Origin of the sequence: Pseudomonas sp. USHLN015, from assembly GCF_037153275.1 — a bacterium.
GTDB classification, from domain to species: Bacteria; Pseudomonadota; Gammaproteobacteria; order Pseudomonadales; family Pseudomonadaceae; genus Metapseudomonas; species Metapseudomonas tohonis.
Map to the genome: position 1 here is coordinate 303,028 of NZ_JBBCKP010000009.1, position 16,890 is coordinate 319,917.

The window sequence follows — 16,890 nt, forward strand, 5'->3', positions numbered from 1 at the left end:
CATTCGTGCTCTGCCTTCAGGGCGCCAGCTGGCGGTTCTTCACGCGGTCGTCGGTCCAGTCGGGGTCGCTGGCGGTGACGGGGCTGGAGACCTTGAGCACCGCCATGCCGTGCCGGGCGAGGAACACTGTGCCGATCTCGGCCAGGGCCTCGCGGTTGGCGGCGTTGTCGGCGTGGATCAGAAGGAGGATGCGCGAGGGCAGCTTCTCCGGCTTGCCGCTGGGCCCGCGCCACTGGCCATTGACGTCGTACCAGCTGAGGCCGTCGGGGAAGCGCGGCGTCACCTCCTCGGCGAGGAAGCGCTCCCACGCTGCAGGCTCGATGGCGCCGAAGTAGAGCTCGGTGCGCAGCATGGCGTGCTCCCGTGGGTGGCCATCGCCGGCCAGCGGGCTGCGGCTTGCCAGCAGCAGTGCGGCACCGGCCAGGGATGCCACCAGGACCACCACCACCACCGGCCCGCGTAGAAGTTTCCAGACAGTCATGAGAGCACCTCGCCTTCGCTGGTCGCCGAACCGCCGCGCCAGGCCAGCAGCCCCTGCAACAGCGCGCCCAGGGCGAGCACGGCGACGCCGACGAAGGCGCCGTAGCCGACATAGGCCAGGCTCGACCAGAGCATGTAAAGGCACAGGGCGAAGAACAGCAGCGGCAGCAGCGGATAGAGCGGCACCCGCACCGGCCTCGGCACCTCGGGGTGGCGACGGCGGAGGATGATCAGCGCCTGGCTGCTGAGGGCCATGAACAGCCAGTAGACCGGGGTCATGTATTCCACCATGGCGTTGAAGCCGCTCTCGGCGAAGCTGCCGAAGGCCACCAGCAGCAGCGCCACGCCGCCTTCGGCGAGCAGTGCACGGCGCGGCACGCCGTGGCTGTCGTCCCAGTGGCCGAGGCGGTGCAGCGAGGGCACGTCGCGGGCAGCGGCGTAGGTGGTGCGGGCACCGACCATCAGCGTGGAGTTGATGCTGGCCACGGCGGAAACGCCCACCACCAGCAGGATCACGCCGACACCCGGTGCGCCGAAGGCGCGGCCCAGCAGCTCCACCGCCGGTGCGCCGCTGGCCGCCAGGCCATCGAACCCCAGGCCCTGGATGAAGGCCCAGTTCAGCGCCAGGTAGATGCCCAGCAGGAGCAGCAGCGCGCCGAGCATGGCGATGAAGAGGCCGCGCCGGCCGTCACGGATCTCCGCCGACAGCGTGGCCGCGTCGCTCCAGCCACCGAAGGCAAGGAAGACGAAGATCATCGCCGCCGAGAAGCCCGCCACCCCGCCGCTTTCCGGCGGCAGCGGGTTGCTCGGCGGCGGCACCGCGACGCCCTGCCAGGCCAGCCAGGCGCCGCCCGAGACGATGGTCAGGAAGCCCAGGGTGAGCAGGCTCACCAGCAGCGTCTGGGTGAGGAAGCCGACCCGCACGCCGAGCAGGTTGACCAGCACCAGGGCGACGATCAGCGCCCCGGCGAACAGCCCTGCGCCGTGGTGCCCGAGGGGCAGCACGGCGGTGAAGTAGTCGGCGAAGAGAAAGGCCGAGAGCGCGATCCAGCCGGTGTGCAGCACGGCGAAGCGCGACCAGGCGAAGAGGAAGCCCACCCGCTCGCCGTAGGCGCGGTGGAGGAAGTGGTAGTCGCCGCCGGGGTGGGGAAAGGCCGTGGCCATTTCGGCGAAGCACAGCGCGCCGACCATGGACAGCAGGCCGCCGAGCACCCACACCAGGTAGAAATGCTCGGCGCCGACGTTGAGCGCCACGGTGGGCGCGGTCTTGAGGATATCGGTGGTGATCACCATGCCCAGGGTCACCAGCAGCGCCTGCAGCACGCCGAGGTGACGCCGTGGCCCGGCGCTTGGGGTGTCGCTCATGCCCGCCTCCGGCAGGGACCTGGCCGCCCGGGTGGGCGGCCAGCTCGGTCAGAAGCCGTAGGTGGCGCGGGCGTAGTAGTACGCGCCGTTGGAGCCGACCGGCGAGAGCACGTCGTACGGCAGGTTTCCGCCGTAGTTGATCTCCGAGCTGGAACGCTCCGGGTACTGGTCGGTGAGGTTGTTGCCGCCCAGGGCGACGCTGAACTGCGGGGTGAACGTGTATTGCACCTCGGCATCCAGCTGCCACACGGCGTCGTAGGTCTGCTCCGGCTGCGAGGTGCCGAAGTCGAACACGCGGGTGGTCTCGCCCTGGCGGGTGAGGCGGCCCAGCAGGCTCCAGTTGGCGTTGCTCCAGGTGGTGGAGAGGACGAAGCGATCACGCGGTGCGGCGTCGGTGAGGGTGTTGCGCTCCTCCACGCCCACCAGCGCGTCGTTGCCGATGCCCAGGGCAGCCAGCTGCGACGGCGTGCCCTTGGTGGCGGTGACCTTGGTGTGGTTGTAGGTGTAGGCGGTGGTCACCCCCAGTTGGCCGTCGGCGAAGGGCTGGTGGTAGTTGAGCACCAGCTCGGCGCCATCGGTGCGGGTGTCGGCGGCGTTGGTGAAGAAGTTGACGTCATGCACCCCGGCCACGCCGAAGTTGTCCAGCACGTACTGCTCCAGGGCGTCGCTGCCGATACGCTGGGACAGGGTGATGCGGTCCTTCACGTCGATGCGGAACACATCGAACGACAGGTCGAAGCGTTCGCTCAGCTGGGCGGTGAGGCCGATGCTGAAGTTCTTCGAGGTTTCCGGGTCCAGGTCCTCGGCGCCCAGGGCACGGGCGATGGGGTCGTTGACCGAGAGCACGCGGATGTCGGTGAGGGTGCCGCCGGTGCCGAAGTTGCTGGTGGTGTGCTGGAAGCCCACCTGGGCCAGCGACGGCGCGCGGAAGTTGTTGGACACGGCACCGCGCAGGGCCACGGCATCGGTCAGGCGGTAACGGCCGCTGAGCTTGCCGGTGAGCTTGCTGCCGGCGTCGTCGTAGCGCTCCCAGCGGGTGGCGGCGTCGACGAACAGGCGGTCGGTAAGGTCGCCCGAGAGCTCGGCGTAGGTGCCGAACACGTTGCGGTCCAGGTCAACTTCCTCGCTGGGGCGCAGGCCGCTGGCACCGTCGGCGCCGGTGCCGACGTAGGAGGCCTCGTCGCCGGCGCGGGTCAGGTAGTTCTCGTAGCGGTACTCGCCGCCCAGGGCCAGGGCGAAGGACGTGCCCAGCAGGCTCAGCTCGCGGGTGAAGTCGAGGTTGCCTACGGTCTGGCGCAGCTCGTACTCGCCGGTGTCGAAGCGGGTCGGCGACGCGGCGCCGAGGGAGGCGTTGAGGGTGCGCTTGGTGGCGGATTCGAACAGGTTGCGGCCGTGGGTGAGGCTGGCATCGTAGTCCCAGTCCTCGCCTATCAGGCCCTTGAAGCCGCCGGTGAGGGACAGGTCCTGGTTGGTGCCGAGGGACTGCGGCAGGAAGCCGTTGGGGTAGAACGCCGGCTGCTCGCTGGGGTAGCGGTAGAACTCGGCACCGGTGGTAGTGCGGTGGTTGTAGGTGCCGAAGGTGTAGGCCTCGATGTCGCCCAGGGGCAGCTTGCCGTTGAACCAGGTGTTGATGTCGCGGGCGTCGCCGTCGCCCATCACGTAGTTGCGCTGGCCGGGGGTGTCGGCGAAGCCGTCGAAGCCGGCGCGGTTGGTGGGGTTGCGGTCCTTGTATTCGGCGCCGCCGCGGATGAAGCCGTCCTCACCCAGGCGCGTGCCGATCTTGGCCGTGGTGGCGCTGTTCTGGCCGTCGGTGGTGGTCTCGTGGATGGCGCTCTGGTGGGTGTGGTAGGCGCCATAGGTGGTGGAGACCTCGCCGCCTTCGGGGGCGTCGTCGAGGATGATGTTGATCACCCCAGCGATGGCATCGGAGCCGTACTGGGCGCCGGCGCCGTCACGCAGCACTTCGATGCGTTTCACCGCGCTGATGGGAATGGAGTTGAAGTCCACCGGGGCGGTACCACGGCCGATCTTCGAGGAATCGTTGACCAGCGCCGAGGTGTGGCGGCGCTTGCCGTTGACCAGCACCAGCACCTGGTCCGGGCTCATGCCGCGCAGCTGGGCCGCACGCACGTGGTCGGCGCCACCGGAGTTGGACTGGCGCGGCAGGCTGAAGGACGGCAGCAGCGTCTGTAGGGCCTGGCCCAGTTCGCCGTTGACCGCGCCGGTGGACTTCAGGTCCTCGGCGGTGAGCACGTCCACCGGCACGGGCGAATCGAGCACGGTGCGGTTCTTGGCGCGGGTACCGGTGACCAGCACGGTGCCGAGGCGGGTCGAATCGTCGGCGCTGCTGGTGGCTTCCTGGGCGTGTGCGGGGGCTTGCGCCAATGCCGTGAGCACGGCGGCGCCCAACAAGGGGAAGGAACGGCGATGCATGCGAATTACTCCTTGGTCGCACTTTTGACGGGCAGTTGGCCAACCCCTGGAAGTTGCCGTCCCGACAGATGGATGCTGTTTTAAATGGTCTTCAAGTTGCCATCGCGAAGTTGAACGGAAGCGCCCGCTTAACAGCGGCGGCAAGTTCTGATTCGTCGTGCAACGGGGGCAGTGCCGACCGGGTCCTGCCTCTTTGCGAGGTGGCCTGGTATCTCGTTCTAGAGCGGCATCCATGCCTGATGGGGTGTCCTGGAGGCCGATCCTAGACGAGCCCGCCGGGCGGGCAAAATAACGAATAACACTTAGGTTATATCGCGCAGCCGGCTTATAAGCGGAATCAAGAAAGTTGCTGCTAAATCAGCAATAGATGTTGCTGGAGCAGCACTGGAAATACAGTTCAAGTTCAGTTCCTGGTTATTGAACCTGACAATTAATGGAACTTTGCTTGGCAAGTTTCGTGGGCGCGGAAGAGCACGTTTCAATAAGGGGTGCTGGAAGTTGAGCCCACCTTCGCTGGTGGACGTGAAAAGCGACGTCCCCTACGCAAAGCTCGGCCACGGCGCGGTGCATTGCCGGGTGCAGGGTGGACCACGCTTCACCGGTCCACCCTGCGGGGGGCTTACTCCGCTGGCCTGCGTCGTTCAGTCGTACGCCTTGCGTTGCCACTCGTCCTCGGGGATGTCCAGCGCCTCGCCGGAGAAGCGCTGTTCGAGGAAGGGGTCGGCGTGCAGGTGGAAGCCATTGCGCTCCCAGAAGCCCGGCGCCTCCTCGGTGGTGAACTCCAGGGCGCGCAGCCACTTGGCGCTCTTCCAGAAGTAGCGCCCGGCCACCAGCAGGCGCAGCGGCCAGCCGTGCTGGGGCGTCAGCGGCTGGTCGTCGTAGGCCAGCGCCAGCAGGCTGTCGGGATGCAGCAGGTCGGCCAGGGCGAGGTTGGTCTGGTAGTCCGTGTCGGCGTGGGCCATGACGAAGGCGCCCTGCGGCGCGATGCCGTGGACCTGCAGCAGGTCGCCCAGGTGCACGCCGCGCCAGCGGGTGTCGAACTTCGACCAGCGGGTAACGCAATGGATGTCACAGCGCACTTCGCGCTGCGGCAGCTGCAACAGGTCGTCGAAGCGCAGCTCCAGGGGTTTGGACAGCGCGCCATGCAGGCGCAGCGACCAGTCGGCCAACACGTACCGGGGCACCTCGCCCTCGTGAAGGATGGGGAAGCGCTCGGTGAGCACCTGCCCCGGCGGCAGGCGCGTGCCGTGGGCCGGGTCGTTCTTCACCGCCCTCGCCTTGCGCAACCGCGATGCCTTGTCGTGCATGTCGGTCGCCTCAGTCGGCCAGGGGAATCCACGGCGAGCGGGCGACGCTGGCCGCCTCGCCGAAGGCCGGCAGCTTCTGCGCCAGGTCGCGCACGTTCTTCACGTCCAGGTCCAGCAGCTGCTGGCGGGTGATCAGGGTGGCGGGCACCTGCACGCGGGGGCCGGTCTCCTCCCCGGCGATGCGCTGGGCCAGGGTGCGCACGCTGATGGCGCCGGCCACTTCCGGGTTCACCGCGGCGGTGGCGGCCCAGGCGCTGCCCGGCTCCTTCATGATCTGGATGTCGGCGGTGGAGATGTCGGCGCTGTAGATCTTCACCTGCTCGCCCAGGCCGGCTTCGTCGACGGCGATCTTGGCGCCTTTGGCGAACTCGTCGAAGGGCGCGAAGATCACCTGCAGGCCGGGGTTGGCGCGCAGTACGGCGCTGGCCTGGTCCGCCACCGAGTTGGCGATGGGCGGGTTGAGGGTGCCGAAGCGGGCCTTCTCGACGATGCCGGGGTTGGCCGCCTTGACCTGGCGCCAGATCTCGTCGCGACGCTCCATGGGCGTGAAGCCGCCGATGAACACGTAGCCGGCCTGGAAGGCGTTGCCGTTGTCCTTCAGCGCCTGGTCCAGGGCCAGCTGCGCCAGGGCGTGGTGGTCCTGCTCGATCTGGGTCACGCCGGGGTTGCCCAGTTCGACGTCGAAGGCCACCACCTTGATGCCCTTGGCCACGGCCTTGTCGACGGTGTCCTTGAGGGTTTCCGCCAGGCCGAGCTGGACGATGATGCCATCCACGCCCAGGTCGATGGCCTGCTCCAGCTGCTCGCGCTGGGTCGCCGCCTGCTGGCGGGCATCGAACAGGCGCAGGTCGACGCCCAGGGCCCTGGACTGCTTCTCCACTCCGCGCAGGTAGGCCTCGGGGAAGTCGCCGGAGAACAGGTAGCCGACCAGGGCGATGCGCACGCCGCCCTTGTCGAAGGGGGCCGGGGCACCCTCGATGCCGGCGGCGCTGGCGCCGGAGGCGAGGGACAGGGCCAGGGCGCCGGCCGCGAGGCGACGCAGGGCGCGAGTGATCAATGCAGGCATGTCGGGTTCCTTTTTCTGAAGAGGGTTCAGCGCGCGCGTTGGGCGAGGCCGAAGGTGAACATCAGCGCCAGCACCAGCACCGTGCCCTTGACGAAGTCCTGGGCGTAGTAAGGCGCGTTGAGCATGGTCAGGCCGTTGAGCAGGGTCGCCACCAGCAAGGCGCCGACCAGGGTGCCGAAGGCGTTGGGCTTGCGCGCGCCGAGCACGGCGAAGCCGATCAGTGCGGCGCCCAGGGCGTCGAGCACCAGGCCGTTGCCGGAGCTGACGTCGCCACGCCCCAGGCGCGCCGCCAGCAGCAGCCCGCCGAGTGAGGCCAGCGAGGCGGAAAGCACGTAGGCCAGCAGCTTGTAGCGCTCCACCGGGGCACCGGCCAGGCGCGCCGCCCGCTCGTTGCCGCCGATGGCGTAGAACACCCGGCCGAAGCGCGTGCGTTCGAGGAAGGCCCACACCAGCAGTGCCACCACCAGCATCACGACCACGGGCACCGGCACCGTGTCCCACAGGCGCGCGCGGCCAAGGGCGAGGAAGGCAGCGCTGAAGCTGCCTGCGGCCTCATCGCCGTTGGGCAGGGTCATGCCGACGGCGATGGAGCGGCCGCCGGTGGGGATCAGTTGCAGGCCGATGACCAGAAACATGCTGCCGAGGGTGGCGAGGATGTCCGGCACCCCCAGACGCACGATGAGAAAGCCGTTGAGCAACCCTACCAGCGCGCCGCAGGCCAGGCTGATGGCCACCGCCGGCAGCGGCCCCCAGCCGAGCACCACCATCACGTAGCTGGCGCACATCAGGCTCATGGCCGCCACCGCGCCGATGGACAGGTCCAGCCCGCCCACCGCCATGGTCAGGGTCACGCCCAGGGCCAGCAGCGCGACGATGGACACCGACTGCAGGATGATGAACAGGTTGCCCACCCGCAGGAACGCCGGCTCCAGCACGGCGAACAGCACCAGGATCAGCCCCAGCAGCAGCAACAGGCCGTAGTGGATCGCCAGGCGCAGCAGCGTCGCCCCCAGGGGCGGGGTGAAGGTCGAGGGCGAAGAGGATTCAGGCACGCGCGGCTCCTTGGCGATGCGGGTAGTCGGGAAGGGATTGCGCGGGGACGCCGGCCAGCTGCGCCACCAGGTCGGCGCGTTGCAGGCCGTCGTTGGTGTGGCCGCCGACCACGGCGCCATCGCGCACCACCAGGATGCGGTCGGCGATCTCCAGCGCCTCGTCGGGGTCGGTGCAGATCACCAGGGTGGCGCGGCCGGCGGCGCTGGCGCGGATGCGCGCACCGATCTCGCGGCGGGCGCGGATGTCCACGCCCTGGAAAGGCTCGTCGAGGATCAGCACACGGCCCTCGCCGAGCAGCCAGCGGGCCAGCACCACCTTCTGCTGGTTGCCGCCGGAGAGCGTGTCCATGGGCACCTCGATGCCCGCGCACTTGATGCCCAGCGCCTGCACCTGGGCCTGCACCGCGTCGCGTTCGGCGCGGCGGTCGATGAACCCGGCGCGGCTGAAGCGCGCGAGAAACGGCAGGGTCAGGGTGCGCGCCAGGGAGAAGCCCGGCACCAGGGAACCGCGCGTGCGGTCCTCGGTGGCCATGAACACGCCACCGGCGATGGCCTGGCGTGGCGAGGCCGGCGCCCAGGGCCGGCCGTCGAGGGTGATGCGTCCGGCAGCGGCTCGGCGCAGGCCGAACAGCAGTTCGGCGATCTCGCTCTTGCCGGCACCGAGCAGGCCGGTGAGCGCGACCACCTCGCCTTCGTGCAGGCTGAGGTCGAAGGGCGCGCCGCGCGCATCGAGCCGGCAACCCCGCACCGCCAGCACCTCGCGGCCGGGGGCGTGGCGCTCCAGCGTGACCGCCGCCAGGGCCGAGCCGAGCATCGCCACCACGGCGGCGGCAAGGTCCAGCGGCGCGGCGAACTCGCCGGCCAGGCGCCCATCGCGCAGGACGATGGCGCGGTCGGCGATGCGCTGCAGGTCGGACAGGCGATGGGAGATGTAGAGGATCGCCACGCCGCGTTGGCGCAGGCGGTCGATCAATGCGAACAGGCGCTCGGCCTCGCTGGCCGACAGCGACGCGGTCGGCTCGTCGAGGATCAGCAGGCGCGGCTCCAGCGCCAGGGCGCGGGCCAGCACCACCAGTTGCCGCTCGGCGGTGCCCAGCGATTCGATGGATACATCCAGCGGCAGGTGCAGATCGAGCCCGGCGGCGATGTGCGCGGCGCGCTCACGCAACCGCCCCCGCCCGGCCCAGACGCCGTTGCCGGGCTGGCAGAGTTCGTCCAGCACCAGGTTCTCCGCCACGCTTAGGCCCGGCACCACCGCATCGTCCACGTGCTGGTGCACGGCGACGATCCCGGCACGGCGCGCCGCCTGGGGGGAGGCGAAGCACACCGCCCTGTCCTGCACCCGCAACTCGCCGGCGTCGTGGCCATGGCTGCCGGCGAGCACCTTGACCAGGGTCGACTTGCCGGCACCATTGGCCCCCAGCAGCGCCACCACTTCCCCGGGAAACAGGTCGAGGTCGATGCCCTGGAGCACGGGGCTGGTGCCGAACGACTTGCCCAGCGCCCGGGCACTGACCAGGGCACTGGCCAAGGCATCAGGGCGGGCGGCTATCGAAGCGGTCATGGAGATCTCGGCAGGCAACGGAAGGAATGCATCAGGGGCGGCGCTTTCAGCGGCACCGCCTCGTTGATCGCATATAGCCTAAATAACCAATTAGCCGAAAAATAAATAACCGATTCGCATATGGATATAAGAGGCGCGCCGGTGGCCGAAGCATCGGCAGGAACCGAAGTAACCCGTAGGTTGGGTTGAGGTACGAAGCCCACCGCGAGACCGGGTTCTGTCGTTGGTCGCAGCCAAGCGAAGCCGCAGAAAAAGTCGACTAATCTGCATAATCGAAGACCGCGACATCACGGAGCTACTCACCGGGAAGGAGGTTGAGCAACAATTCTCGCCGTCATGCGCCAGTGAAGTTCAGCATGGAAAACCTACTGTCTCTTCTTTCTGAAACCGTTCCAGAAGCCAGGACGGTCGAGCAATTGACCCGTCCGTTGCTGACGCTCCTCAGCCGCGTCACCGGCATGGAATCGACCTACCTCACCACCATCGACCTCGACGCCGGCACCCAGCGTGTGGAGTTCGCCCGCAACACCGGGGAGATGGAGATACCCGAGGGGCTTTCAGTGCCCTGGGACGACACCCTCTGCAAACGAGCGCTGACCGAGAACCGCCTCTTCTCGAACGACGTGTCCGAGTGCTGGGGGGATTCGGACGCGGCCAGGGCGCTGGGCATCCGCACCTATGCCAGCGCGCCGCTGCGAGCGCGCGACGGCCGTCTCCTGGGGACCATCTGCGCCGCCAGCTCCAACCAGATCGAGCATGCGCCGGAGGTGCAGCCGACGCTGATGCTGCTGTCCGGGCTGCTGAGCATTTCCCTGGAGCGGGAGATGCTCGTCGAGCAGTTGCAGAGCAGCAACGCAGAGCTCGCCAGGCTGGCCCTGACCGACGCGCTGACCGGGCTGTGGAACCGCCGCGCCATCCTCGCCGAGATCCCGCGCCTGCTGGCGCTGGCCCAGCGCGAGGAGCGCTACCTGCTGGTGGGCGTGGTCGACCTCGACGGTTTCAAGGCGATCAACGACACCCACGGCCACCAGGCGGGGGACCTGTTCCTCGCCCTGGTGGCCAGGAAGCTGCAAGGCAGCCTGCGCACCAGCGACATGCTGGGCCGAACCGGGGGCGACGAGTTCATCGTCGTCGCCCTGGGCCCGCGCTCCGAGCAACTGGACCTGGCGAGCGAGATGCTCCGCGCCGCCGAGCACCTGCAGCAGCGCCTGGCCGGTGCGACCCTCGGCCACTACGACATGGGCGGCGGGCAGGGGCGGCTCGACTACGCCGGCGCCAGCGTGGGCGTGGTGGCGTTGCTACCGCACGGCATCGACGCCGAGGAGGCCATACGCCGTGCGGACCGCGAGATGTACCGCATCAAGCAACAGCGCAAGCGCGACACCACGCTCACCCGCCACTAAAAGCGGGCTCCGCTCAGATCTTCGGGCCGATATGCCGGCGCAGCACCGCCAGTTCGATGAACTCCGGTGCCTGCACGGCATTGGCGCTCAACCCGGTGGCGGCCTCGCGCTTGGCCGCGCGGAGCAGTTGCTCGCGATCCAGCCCCGCCTCCAGGGCCGCGGCCAGCACGGCCTCCAGGGCCACCCACAGGGCATCGTTCACGGCGGTGTGGCGAATGTCTTCCATCGGTCTCGTCCTCGGCTGCAGAGTGAAAAGATTAGACCAGTCGAAATATCCCGCCCTCCCCCTTGTCGTCGACCTGAGGGCCTGCTTTCTTCTATCGGCGCGCGGCGGCAAGCCAGGTCAAGGGAACACCGGGCAGCTTTGCCGCTCATAGTTGTTGAACCGACCCAGCGCAGAACATGACCGAGACCATGCCATCGTTTGACGACACCGAACGCAACGCCTCCTCACCCGGAATCCTCGGTTTTCTGCACAACGGCGGCGACATCGGCGCCCGCCTGAAGAAGGGCGACTTCGATCCGGCCTTCCTCGGCCCGCCACCAGACTGGTCGCCCGCGCTGAAGACGCTGATGGCCATGGTGCTGCCTGCCCAGGCGCAGATCGTGCTGTTCTGGGGGCCCGAGTTCGTGGCGCTGTACAACGACGCCTATGCCCCGAGCATCGGCGCCAAGCACCCACGCGCCCTGGGGCGACCGGCGCGGGAAAACTGGAGCGAGCTGTGGGACGACCTCGGCCCCCTGCTGCGCGGCGTGCTGGAGACCGGCGAGACTTTCGCGGCCAAGGACCGCCCCTTCTACATCGAGCGCCACGGCCTGGGCGAGACGGTGTATTTCGACGTGTCCTACTCGGCGGTGCGCGAGGCCGACGGCTCGGTGGGTGGCGTGCTGTGCATCGTCAGCGAGACCACCGAGCGCGTGCGCTTCGAGCGGCGCCAGGCCTTTCTCCTCGAACTCGGCCAGACGCTGCCCTCCATCAGCGACCCGGAGCAGATCGCCGCCACCACGGCGCGCCGGCTCGGCGAAGAACTGGGCGCGGCCCGGGTGCTGTTCGGCGAGGACAACAGCGACGGCCAGACCTTCAGCGTGCGCCAGGAATACCTGAACGGCGCACGCTCCGCGGCCGGCCACCACCGCTACCGCAATTTCGGCGCCTCGCTGCTGGCCTCCCTGCAGGCGGGCGACAGCGTCGCGCGTGAGGACATCCGCCAGGAAACCGGCCTCGCGTCCGGCGAAACGGCGCTGGCCCTGGAGCTGGGCCTGGCCGCCACGCTGCATGTGCCGGTGATGCGCCACGGCCAGCTGGAAGCCGTGCTGGCGATCCACCACGACCGCCCCCACGCCTTCTCGGAGCCTGAGCAACGGCTGGTCGAGGAAGCCGCCAAGCTGGCCTGGGTGCTGATCAACCACCTGCGCGCCGAACGCGCCCTGCATGCCAGTTCGGCACAGCTGTCGGCGATGTTCGATCAGGCCAGCGCGGGCATCGCCGTGTACGACCGCAACTGGAACTTCACCCGCGTCAACGACCGCTACTGTCAGATCGTCGGCCGGCCACGCGAGGCCCTGCTCGGCTTGCGCCAGCAGGACATCACCCACCCCAACGGCCCCTCGTCGATCCTCCACCAGCGCGCCCTGGAGGCCGGCTCGCCGGTCGAGCTGACCGAGCGTTACCGGCGCCCCGACGGCCGACCCGCCTGGGTGCACAGCCAGATCACCCCGCTGGTGGACGAGCACGGCCGCGTCAACGGCATGCTCTGCGTGTGCATGGACATCAGTTCGCGCGTGCATGCCGAAACCCAGTTGCGGGAACTGAACGAGGGCCTGGAGGCGCGTGTCGCCGCCATGGTCGCGCAGCGTGAAGCGGCGCTGGCGCAGCTGCACGAAGCCCGCAAGATGGAAACCATCGGCCAGCTCACCGGCGGCATCGCCCACGACTTCAACAACCTGCTGACGCCGATCATGGCCTCCCTGGAGCTGATCCGCCGGCGCCTGGACGACGACCGCAGCCGCAGCCTCATCGACGGCGCGCTGCAGGCGGCGGACCGCGCGCGCATCCTGGTCGGGCGGCTGCTGACCTTCGCCCGCCGGCAGACCCTCAAGCCCCAGGCGGTGGCCTTGCGCACCCTGGTGGAGGACATGCGCGACCTGCTGGAGCGCTCGCTGGGGCCGATGATCGACGTGGCGCTGGACATTCCCGAGCGGCTGCCGGCGGTGACGGTCGACCCGCACCAGCTCGAACTCGCCATCCTCAACCTCGCCGTCAACGCCCGCGACGCCATGAACGGCCGTGGCGGGCTGGTGATCAGAGCCACGCGGGACGACCTCGCCGAGGGCCAGGTGAGCGGCGTGCCCGCCGGGCAGTACGTGAGCCTGAGCGTGGAGGACAACGGCAGCGGCATGAGCGCGGACGTGCTCGGGCGCTGCCTGGAACCCTTCTTCTCCACCAAGGGCGTGGGCAAGGGCACGGGCCTCGGCCTGTCCATGGTCCAGGGCCTGGCGGCGCAGTCGGGTGGCGGCATCGGCATCGACTCGACGCTGGGCAACGGCACGCGGGTGACCATCTGGTTGCCGCTCAGCCATACCCGGGCGGAGGACGAGGAAGCCGCTCCCGTGGAGGAACCCCAGGCGCCCCGGCCGACCCATGTGCTGCTGGTGGACGATGAGGAAATGGTCCGCCATACCACCGCCCTGCAGTTGCGCGACCTGGGCTACCGGGTCACCGAGGCCGACTCGGCCAGCACCGCGCTGCGCCTGCTGGACGACGGCCTGGAGCCGGACATCCTGGTCACCGACCACCTGATGCCGGGCCGTACCGGCGCACAGCTGGTGGACGACCTGCGCCAGCGTGCCCCTGCGCTGCCGGTGCTGGTCATCACCGGCTACTCGAACCTCACCCCTGCGCAGACGGAAGGCATCGAGGTACTGGCCAAGCCCTTCCGCCGCGCGGAACTGGCCGAGCGCGTGGCGCAACTGGTCGGAAAGGGTTGAGCCTGCCGCCAAACCAGGCCGGCGACAGGTGAGGAGAGCGAGGACCCGCCGCAACGGGCCCCCTCTGCCACGTCAGCTACGGCCTTGCTGTCCACCCTTGCGGCCCGTATCGGAAGCCTTCTGCCGATCACTGGCGGGAGCACCAGCGTTGCTCTGACCACCCTTGCGGCCCGCTTCGGATGCTTTCTCGCGGTCGTTGGCGAAGTTGCCGGGGTTCTTGTTGGAAGTCATGGAATGTCTCCTTCTGTGAACGGCCGGAATTGGCCTTCATGAGTTCTGATGGAGCCTGCCGCGAACAGTTCGCCCTGATTTCCGCTTCGCTAAGCCATTGATGGATAAACGGTAATTCTGATGGGAAGGCGATATCAGGCCAAAACTCCTGCCCGACGGTGGGTATTGGAAGGTGCATGCGTTTGACGGCAGACGTTTTGCAGGCATCCTCACGCGGGCGGTTTGAAGCGGCCTGTCATATGGCAGACCGCGCGGGGAGATCCTCGTGGTCTGCCGGTTCTCTGGGCCCGGTCTGTCAACCCCGCGCGGTCTGCCGCCCTTTCGACTGACAGCGGATGGCGGCAGCTCCTTAATATGCCCAGGAGTTCCACCATGCATGACGCACGCATCCCCATCGTTTTCCAGCGGCACAACCACCAGTTGCGCACCCTGATGGTCGACAATCAGCCCTGGCTGGTCGCCCACGATTTCGCCCGGCTGATCGGCGCCCTGCGCCCTTATCGCATGGTCCGTCTGGTCGACCCGCATCAGCGCCGCGCCGTCGTGCTGCTCCACGCCAGCGGCAACAGCGAGGAGGTGCTGGCCATCAGTGAAGCCGGCGCCTACCGCCTGCTGTATCGCTTCAACCACCCCGAGCACCGCTGCATCAGCCGTTGGCTCAGCGAGGAGGTGTTGCCGACCCTGTACGACCGCTACCGCGACCCGGATGCCACCCCGCTACGCGCCCGCATGACCTGGACCAACCAGCAGGTGAACGTGCTCAAGTGGCAGGGCGACCTGTGGATCGCCCGGCGTGACCTGCCGGTGTTCCTCGCCGCCCACGATCACCCCGCGTTGAGCGACGAGCCGAGCCGGATGCGGATGCGCTGATTGCCAGCACGGACGCCACCAAAAAAGTCCACCGCGGGCCAAGTGGAGTGCCCGGGGTGGATAAGGAGGTGAAGGTGACGCACCCGGCTCGGCTCATCGCCGAGCGGGTGGAATTCCGGCTACTTGCTGTGCTCCGGCGACGAGGGTCCGCTGACCACGCCGCGAGGCCCGGCGATGCCCCAGTAGACCAGGCCGAGTATGGGGAAGATCGAGATGCCCAGCGCCCACAGGGCCTTGGTGCCCACGGTCTTGTCGCTGCGGAAGACGCTGATGATGGCCCACAGGTCCAGCAGGATCAGGATCGCCGCCATGGCGATCCAGAAATAGGAAAAGGGTTCTGACATGAGAGGGTCCTCCGTCGTGGATCGGTGAGCGGTCGGAGGCAACGCCGTGCCATCCACATACCCGTTTGGAAGGCCCATCCGCCTGCAGGTTCAGGAAATCGACCCATCCCGGGCGCCCGCGACATCCTCCGCACATCACCGCGCCATCGCCCAGCCATCAGAAAAACCGCTTGTCGATCAGTGAGTTAGCGAAGCGCGAAGCGAGTCGAACAATTTCCGCCGGCCCCGCTCAGAACTCAGGTAAGGCCAACCCCGGCCTGCCACCCAAGGAGTAGAACCATGAGCAACAAGAACCCTGGCAACTTCAGCAACGACCGTGAAAAAGCCTCCGAAGCCGGCCGCAAGGGCGGGCAGAACAGCGGCGGCAATTTCGCCAACGACCGCGAGCGCGCTTCCGAGGCGGGCCGCAAGGGCGGCCAGAAGAGCCACGGCGGTGGTCGTAGCTCGTAATCCGTAGTACGGGCCCGGGGGGCGCGCCGGCGGGGCCCCGGGGCGCGTTAAGCCGGCCCCGGGGGGTTGTGCAACAAATCCACCCCCGCCCCCCCCGCCCCGCGCCCTCCCCCCCCCGCCGGGGCCCCGCCTGAGCGGAGCCCGGGCCGCATTCAGCCCGCCCTCGTCTGTTGCAGCAACTCATCCACCAGGTCCACCAGCGCCTCGCGCTCTCCCCGCCCCTCGGCGCATCGCCGCGCCTGGAAGCCGAGCTGGAACTCCGCCCCACTGCCCGCCTCCGCCAGCCAGCGTGCCCGCTCCAGCGCCGCGCCATCACCGGCCGCCTGCGCCTCGGGGCCGATGAGCCCGAGCACCTGTTCCAGCCATTCACGCAGGCCGGTCGCGGCACGGGTGAGTGGATCGAGGAAGCGGCCGTGACGGCCATGGCGCATGGCCTGCCAATGGTTCTCGCGGGTGATCAGCCGGGTGAGCGGGTCGCGCACCCAGGCCGGTTCCTCGCCGCTGGAGGCGAAGGCCACCATGGCGCGGAACAGGCCGGCGATGCACAGCACGTCATCGAGCCTCGGGCAGGCATCGGCGATGCGCAGTTCCAGGGTCGGGTAGCGGGCCGAGGGCCGCAGCGTCCACCAGACGTCGGCCTCATCGCGAACCAGCCCGGCCTCCCGCAGCAGCCGCCGGTAGGCGGCGTAGGCGGCCTCGTCCTCGAAATGCTCGGGAATGCCCATGCGCGGCCATTCCCCGCAGGCCGCCTGGCGGTAGCTGAGCAGCCCGGAGGGACGCCCCTCCCAGAACGGCGAGGAGGCGCCGAGCACCAGCAGCAACGGCAGCCAGGGCGTCACGCGGTTCATCACGCGGATGCGGTCCAGCCCCTCGGCGATGCCCACGTGCACGTGCAGCCCCGACAGCAGGCTGCGCCTGGCCACCAGTTGGTAGTCCTCGAACAACTCCTGGTAGCGGGGCGAGGCGCTGCCCTGCTGCTGGCGCCAGCCACCCAGCGGATGGGTGCCGACCGCGAGGATGCCCAGCCCATGGGGGCGGCCCAGCGCATCGAGGGTGGCGCGTGCCCGGGCCAGGCAGCCGCGCGCCTCCTCCAGGCCGTGCAGCACCGGCGTGGCGATCTCGATCTGGGTGGTGAACATTTCCGTGGCCAGTTGCGCGCCGAGCGCCTGCCGGCAGGCCTCGACATAGGGCTGCAACGGGCCCCGGGCCAGCTCGCGCGTCTCCAGGTCGACGACGAAATACTCCTCTTCTATCCCGAAACCATTGGGCGGACCGTCAGTCATCGAGCCTTCTCCGTCAGCTATGCACCCCATGAGGACGCCCACAGCGCCCGCCCG

At 68.8% G+C, this 16,890-nt stretch carries 14 protein-coding genes and 1 pseudogene; 4 read left to right on the top strand and 11 right to left on the bottom strand.

Annotation, left to right across the window (positions count from 1 at the left end; all coding sequences use genetic code 11):
* Positions 1-16: 16 nt before the first annotated feature.
* From WFQ67_RS19925 to WFQ67_RS19955, 7 genes are all read right to left on the bottom strand, one after another.
* Positions 17-481 carry a DUF3574 domain-containing protein gene (locus tag WFQ67_RS19925; protein WP_337057979.1) on the bottom strand — a complete coding sequence of 155 codons (465 nt, stop codon included), beginning with the start codon at positions 479-481 and terminating at the stop codon, positions 17-19.
* Positions 478-1,845, bottom strand: coding sequence for an APC family permease (locus WFQ67_RS19930; protein ID WP_337057980.1), 1,368 nt, complete (start codon positions 1,843-1,845; stop codon positions 478-480). The genes WFQ67_RS19925 and WFQ67_RS19930 overlap by 4 nt, the downstream gene beginning before the upstream one ends.
* A gap of 48 nt (positions 1,846-1,893) precedes the next feature.
* Entirely contained in the window at positions 1,894-4,278 is a 2,385-nt protein-coding gene (locus tag WFQ67_RS19935; protein ID WP_337057981.1) for a TonB-dependent receptor plug domain-containing protein, read from the bottom strand.
* A 641-nt stretch (positions 4,279-4,919) separates the two neighbouring features.
* A complete protein-coding gene (locus WFQ67_RS19940) occupies positions 4,920-5,585 on the bottom strand; it encodes a sulfite oxidase-like oxidoreductase (RefSeq protein WP_337057982.1) in 666 nt (221 codons plus the stop codon).
* Between the two features lie 10 nt (positions 5,586-5,595).
* Positions 5,596-6,651 carry a substrate-binding domain-containing protein gene (locus WFQ67_RS19945; protein WP_337057983.1) on the bottom strand — a complete coding sequence of 352 codons (1,056 nt, stop codon included), beginning with the start codon at positions 6,649-6,651 and terminating at the stop codon, positions 5,596-5,598.
* A gap of 26 nt (positions 6,652-6,677) precedes the next feature.
* Complete coding sequence (locus WFQ67_RS19950) at positions 6,678-7,703, bottom strand: ABC transporter permease (RefSeq protein ID WP_442969611.1); 1,026 nt, start codon at positions 7,701-7,703, stop codon at positions 6,678-6,680.
* Entirely contained in the window at positions 7,696-9,267 is a 1,572-nt protein-coding gene (locus WFQ67_RS19955) for a sugar ABC transporter ATP-binding protein (protein WP_337057984.1), read from the bottom strand. The genes WFQ67_RS19950 and WFQ67_RS19955 overlap by 8 nt, the downstream gene beginning before the upstream one ends.
* A 356-nt stretch (positions 9,268-9,623) precedes the next feature.
* On the opposite strand from WFQ67_RS19955, the gene WFQ67_RS19960 reads away from it, so the two are divergent.
* Positions 9,624-10,670, top strand: a complete 1,047-nt coding sequence (locus tag WFQ67_RS19960; protein WP_337057985.1) for a sensor domain-containing diguanylate cyclase — start codon at positions 9,624-9,626, stop codon at positions 10,668-10,670.
* A gap of 13 nt (positions 10,671-10,683) precedes the next feature.
* Here the strand turns inward: WFQ67_RS19960 and WFQ67_RS19965 are convergent, their stop codons facing one another.
* The gene (locus WFQ67_RS19965; protein WP_213625176.1) at positions 10,684-10,896 is read right to left on the bottom strand and encodes a hypothetical protein; all 213 of its coding nucleotides are present in this window, start codon (positions 10,894-10,896) and stop codon (positions 10,684-10,686) included.
* A gap of 188 nt (positions 10,897-11,084) precedes the next feature.
* Here WFQ67_RS19965 and WFQ67_RS19970 point away from each other — a divergent pair, with 188 nt between their 5' ends.
* Positions 11,085-13,658, top strand: coding sequence for a PAS domain-containing protein (locus tag WFQ67_RS19970; protein WP_337057986.1), 2,574 nt, complete (start codon positions 11,085-11,087; stop codon positions 13,656-13,658).
* Positions 13,659-13,730: 72 nt separating this feature from the next.
* On the opposite strand, the gene WFQ67_RS19975 is transcribed toward WFQ67_RS19970, so the two are convergent.
* On the bottom strand, positions 13,731-13,889 hold the full coding sequence (locus tag WFQ67_RS19975) for a general stress protein (RefSeq protein WP_213625178.1): 159 nt from the start codon (positions 13,887-13,889) through the stop codon (positions 13,731-13,733).
* Positions 13,890-14,261: 372 nt separating this feature from the next.
* On the opposite strand from WFQ67_RS19975, the gene WFQ67_RS19980 reads away from it, so the two are divergent.
* On the top strand, positions 14,262-14,759 hold the full coding sequence (locus tag WFQ67_RS19980; protein WP_337057987.1) for a BRO-N domain-containing protein: 498 nt from the start codon (positions 14,262-14,264) through the stop codon (positions 14,757-14,759).
* A 119-nt stretch (positions 14,760-14,878) separates the two neighbouring features.
* Here WFQ67_RS19980 and WFQ67_RS19985 read toward each other — a convergent pair whose 3' ends face one another.
* A complete protein-coding gene (locus WFQ67_RS19985; protein ID WP_173177274.1) occupies positions 14,879-15,103 on the bottom strand; it encodes a PLD nuclease N-terminal domain-containing protein in 225 nt (74 codons plus the stop codon).
* Between the two features lie 294 nt (positions 15,104-15,397).
* Here WFQ67_RS19985 and WFQ67_RS19990 point away from each other — a divergent pair.
* Positions 15,398-15,553: pseudogene (locus WFQ67_RS19990) on the top strand (general stress protein); the annotation flags it as partial.
* 152 nt (positions 15,554-15,705) lie between these two features.
* Here WFQ67_RS19990 and WFQ67_RS19995 read toward each other — a convergent pair.
* A complete protein-coding gene (locus tag WFQ67_RS19995) occupies positions 15,706-16,836 on the bottom strand; it encodes a carboxylate-amine ligase (protein ID WP_337057988.1) in 1,131 nt (376 codons plus the stop codon).
* Between the last annotated feature and the right edge of the window lie 54 nt (positions 16,837-16,890).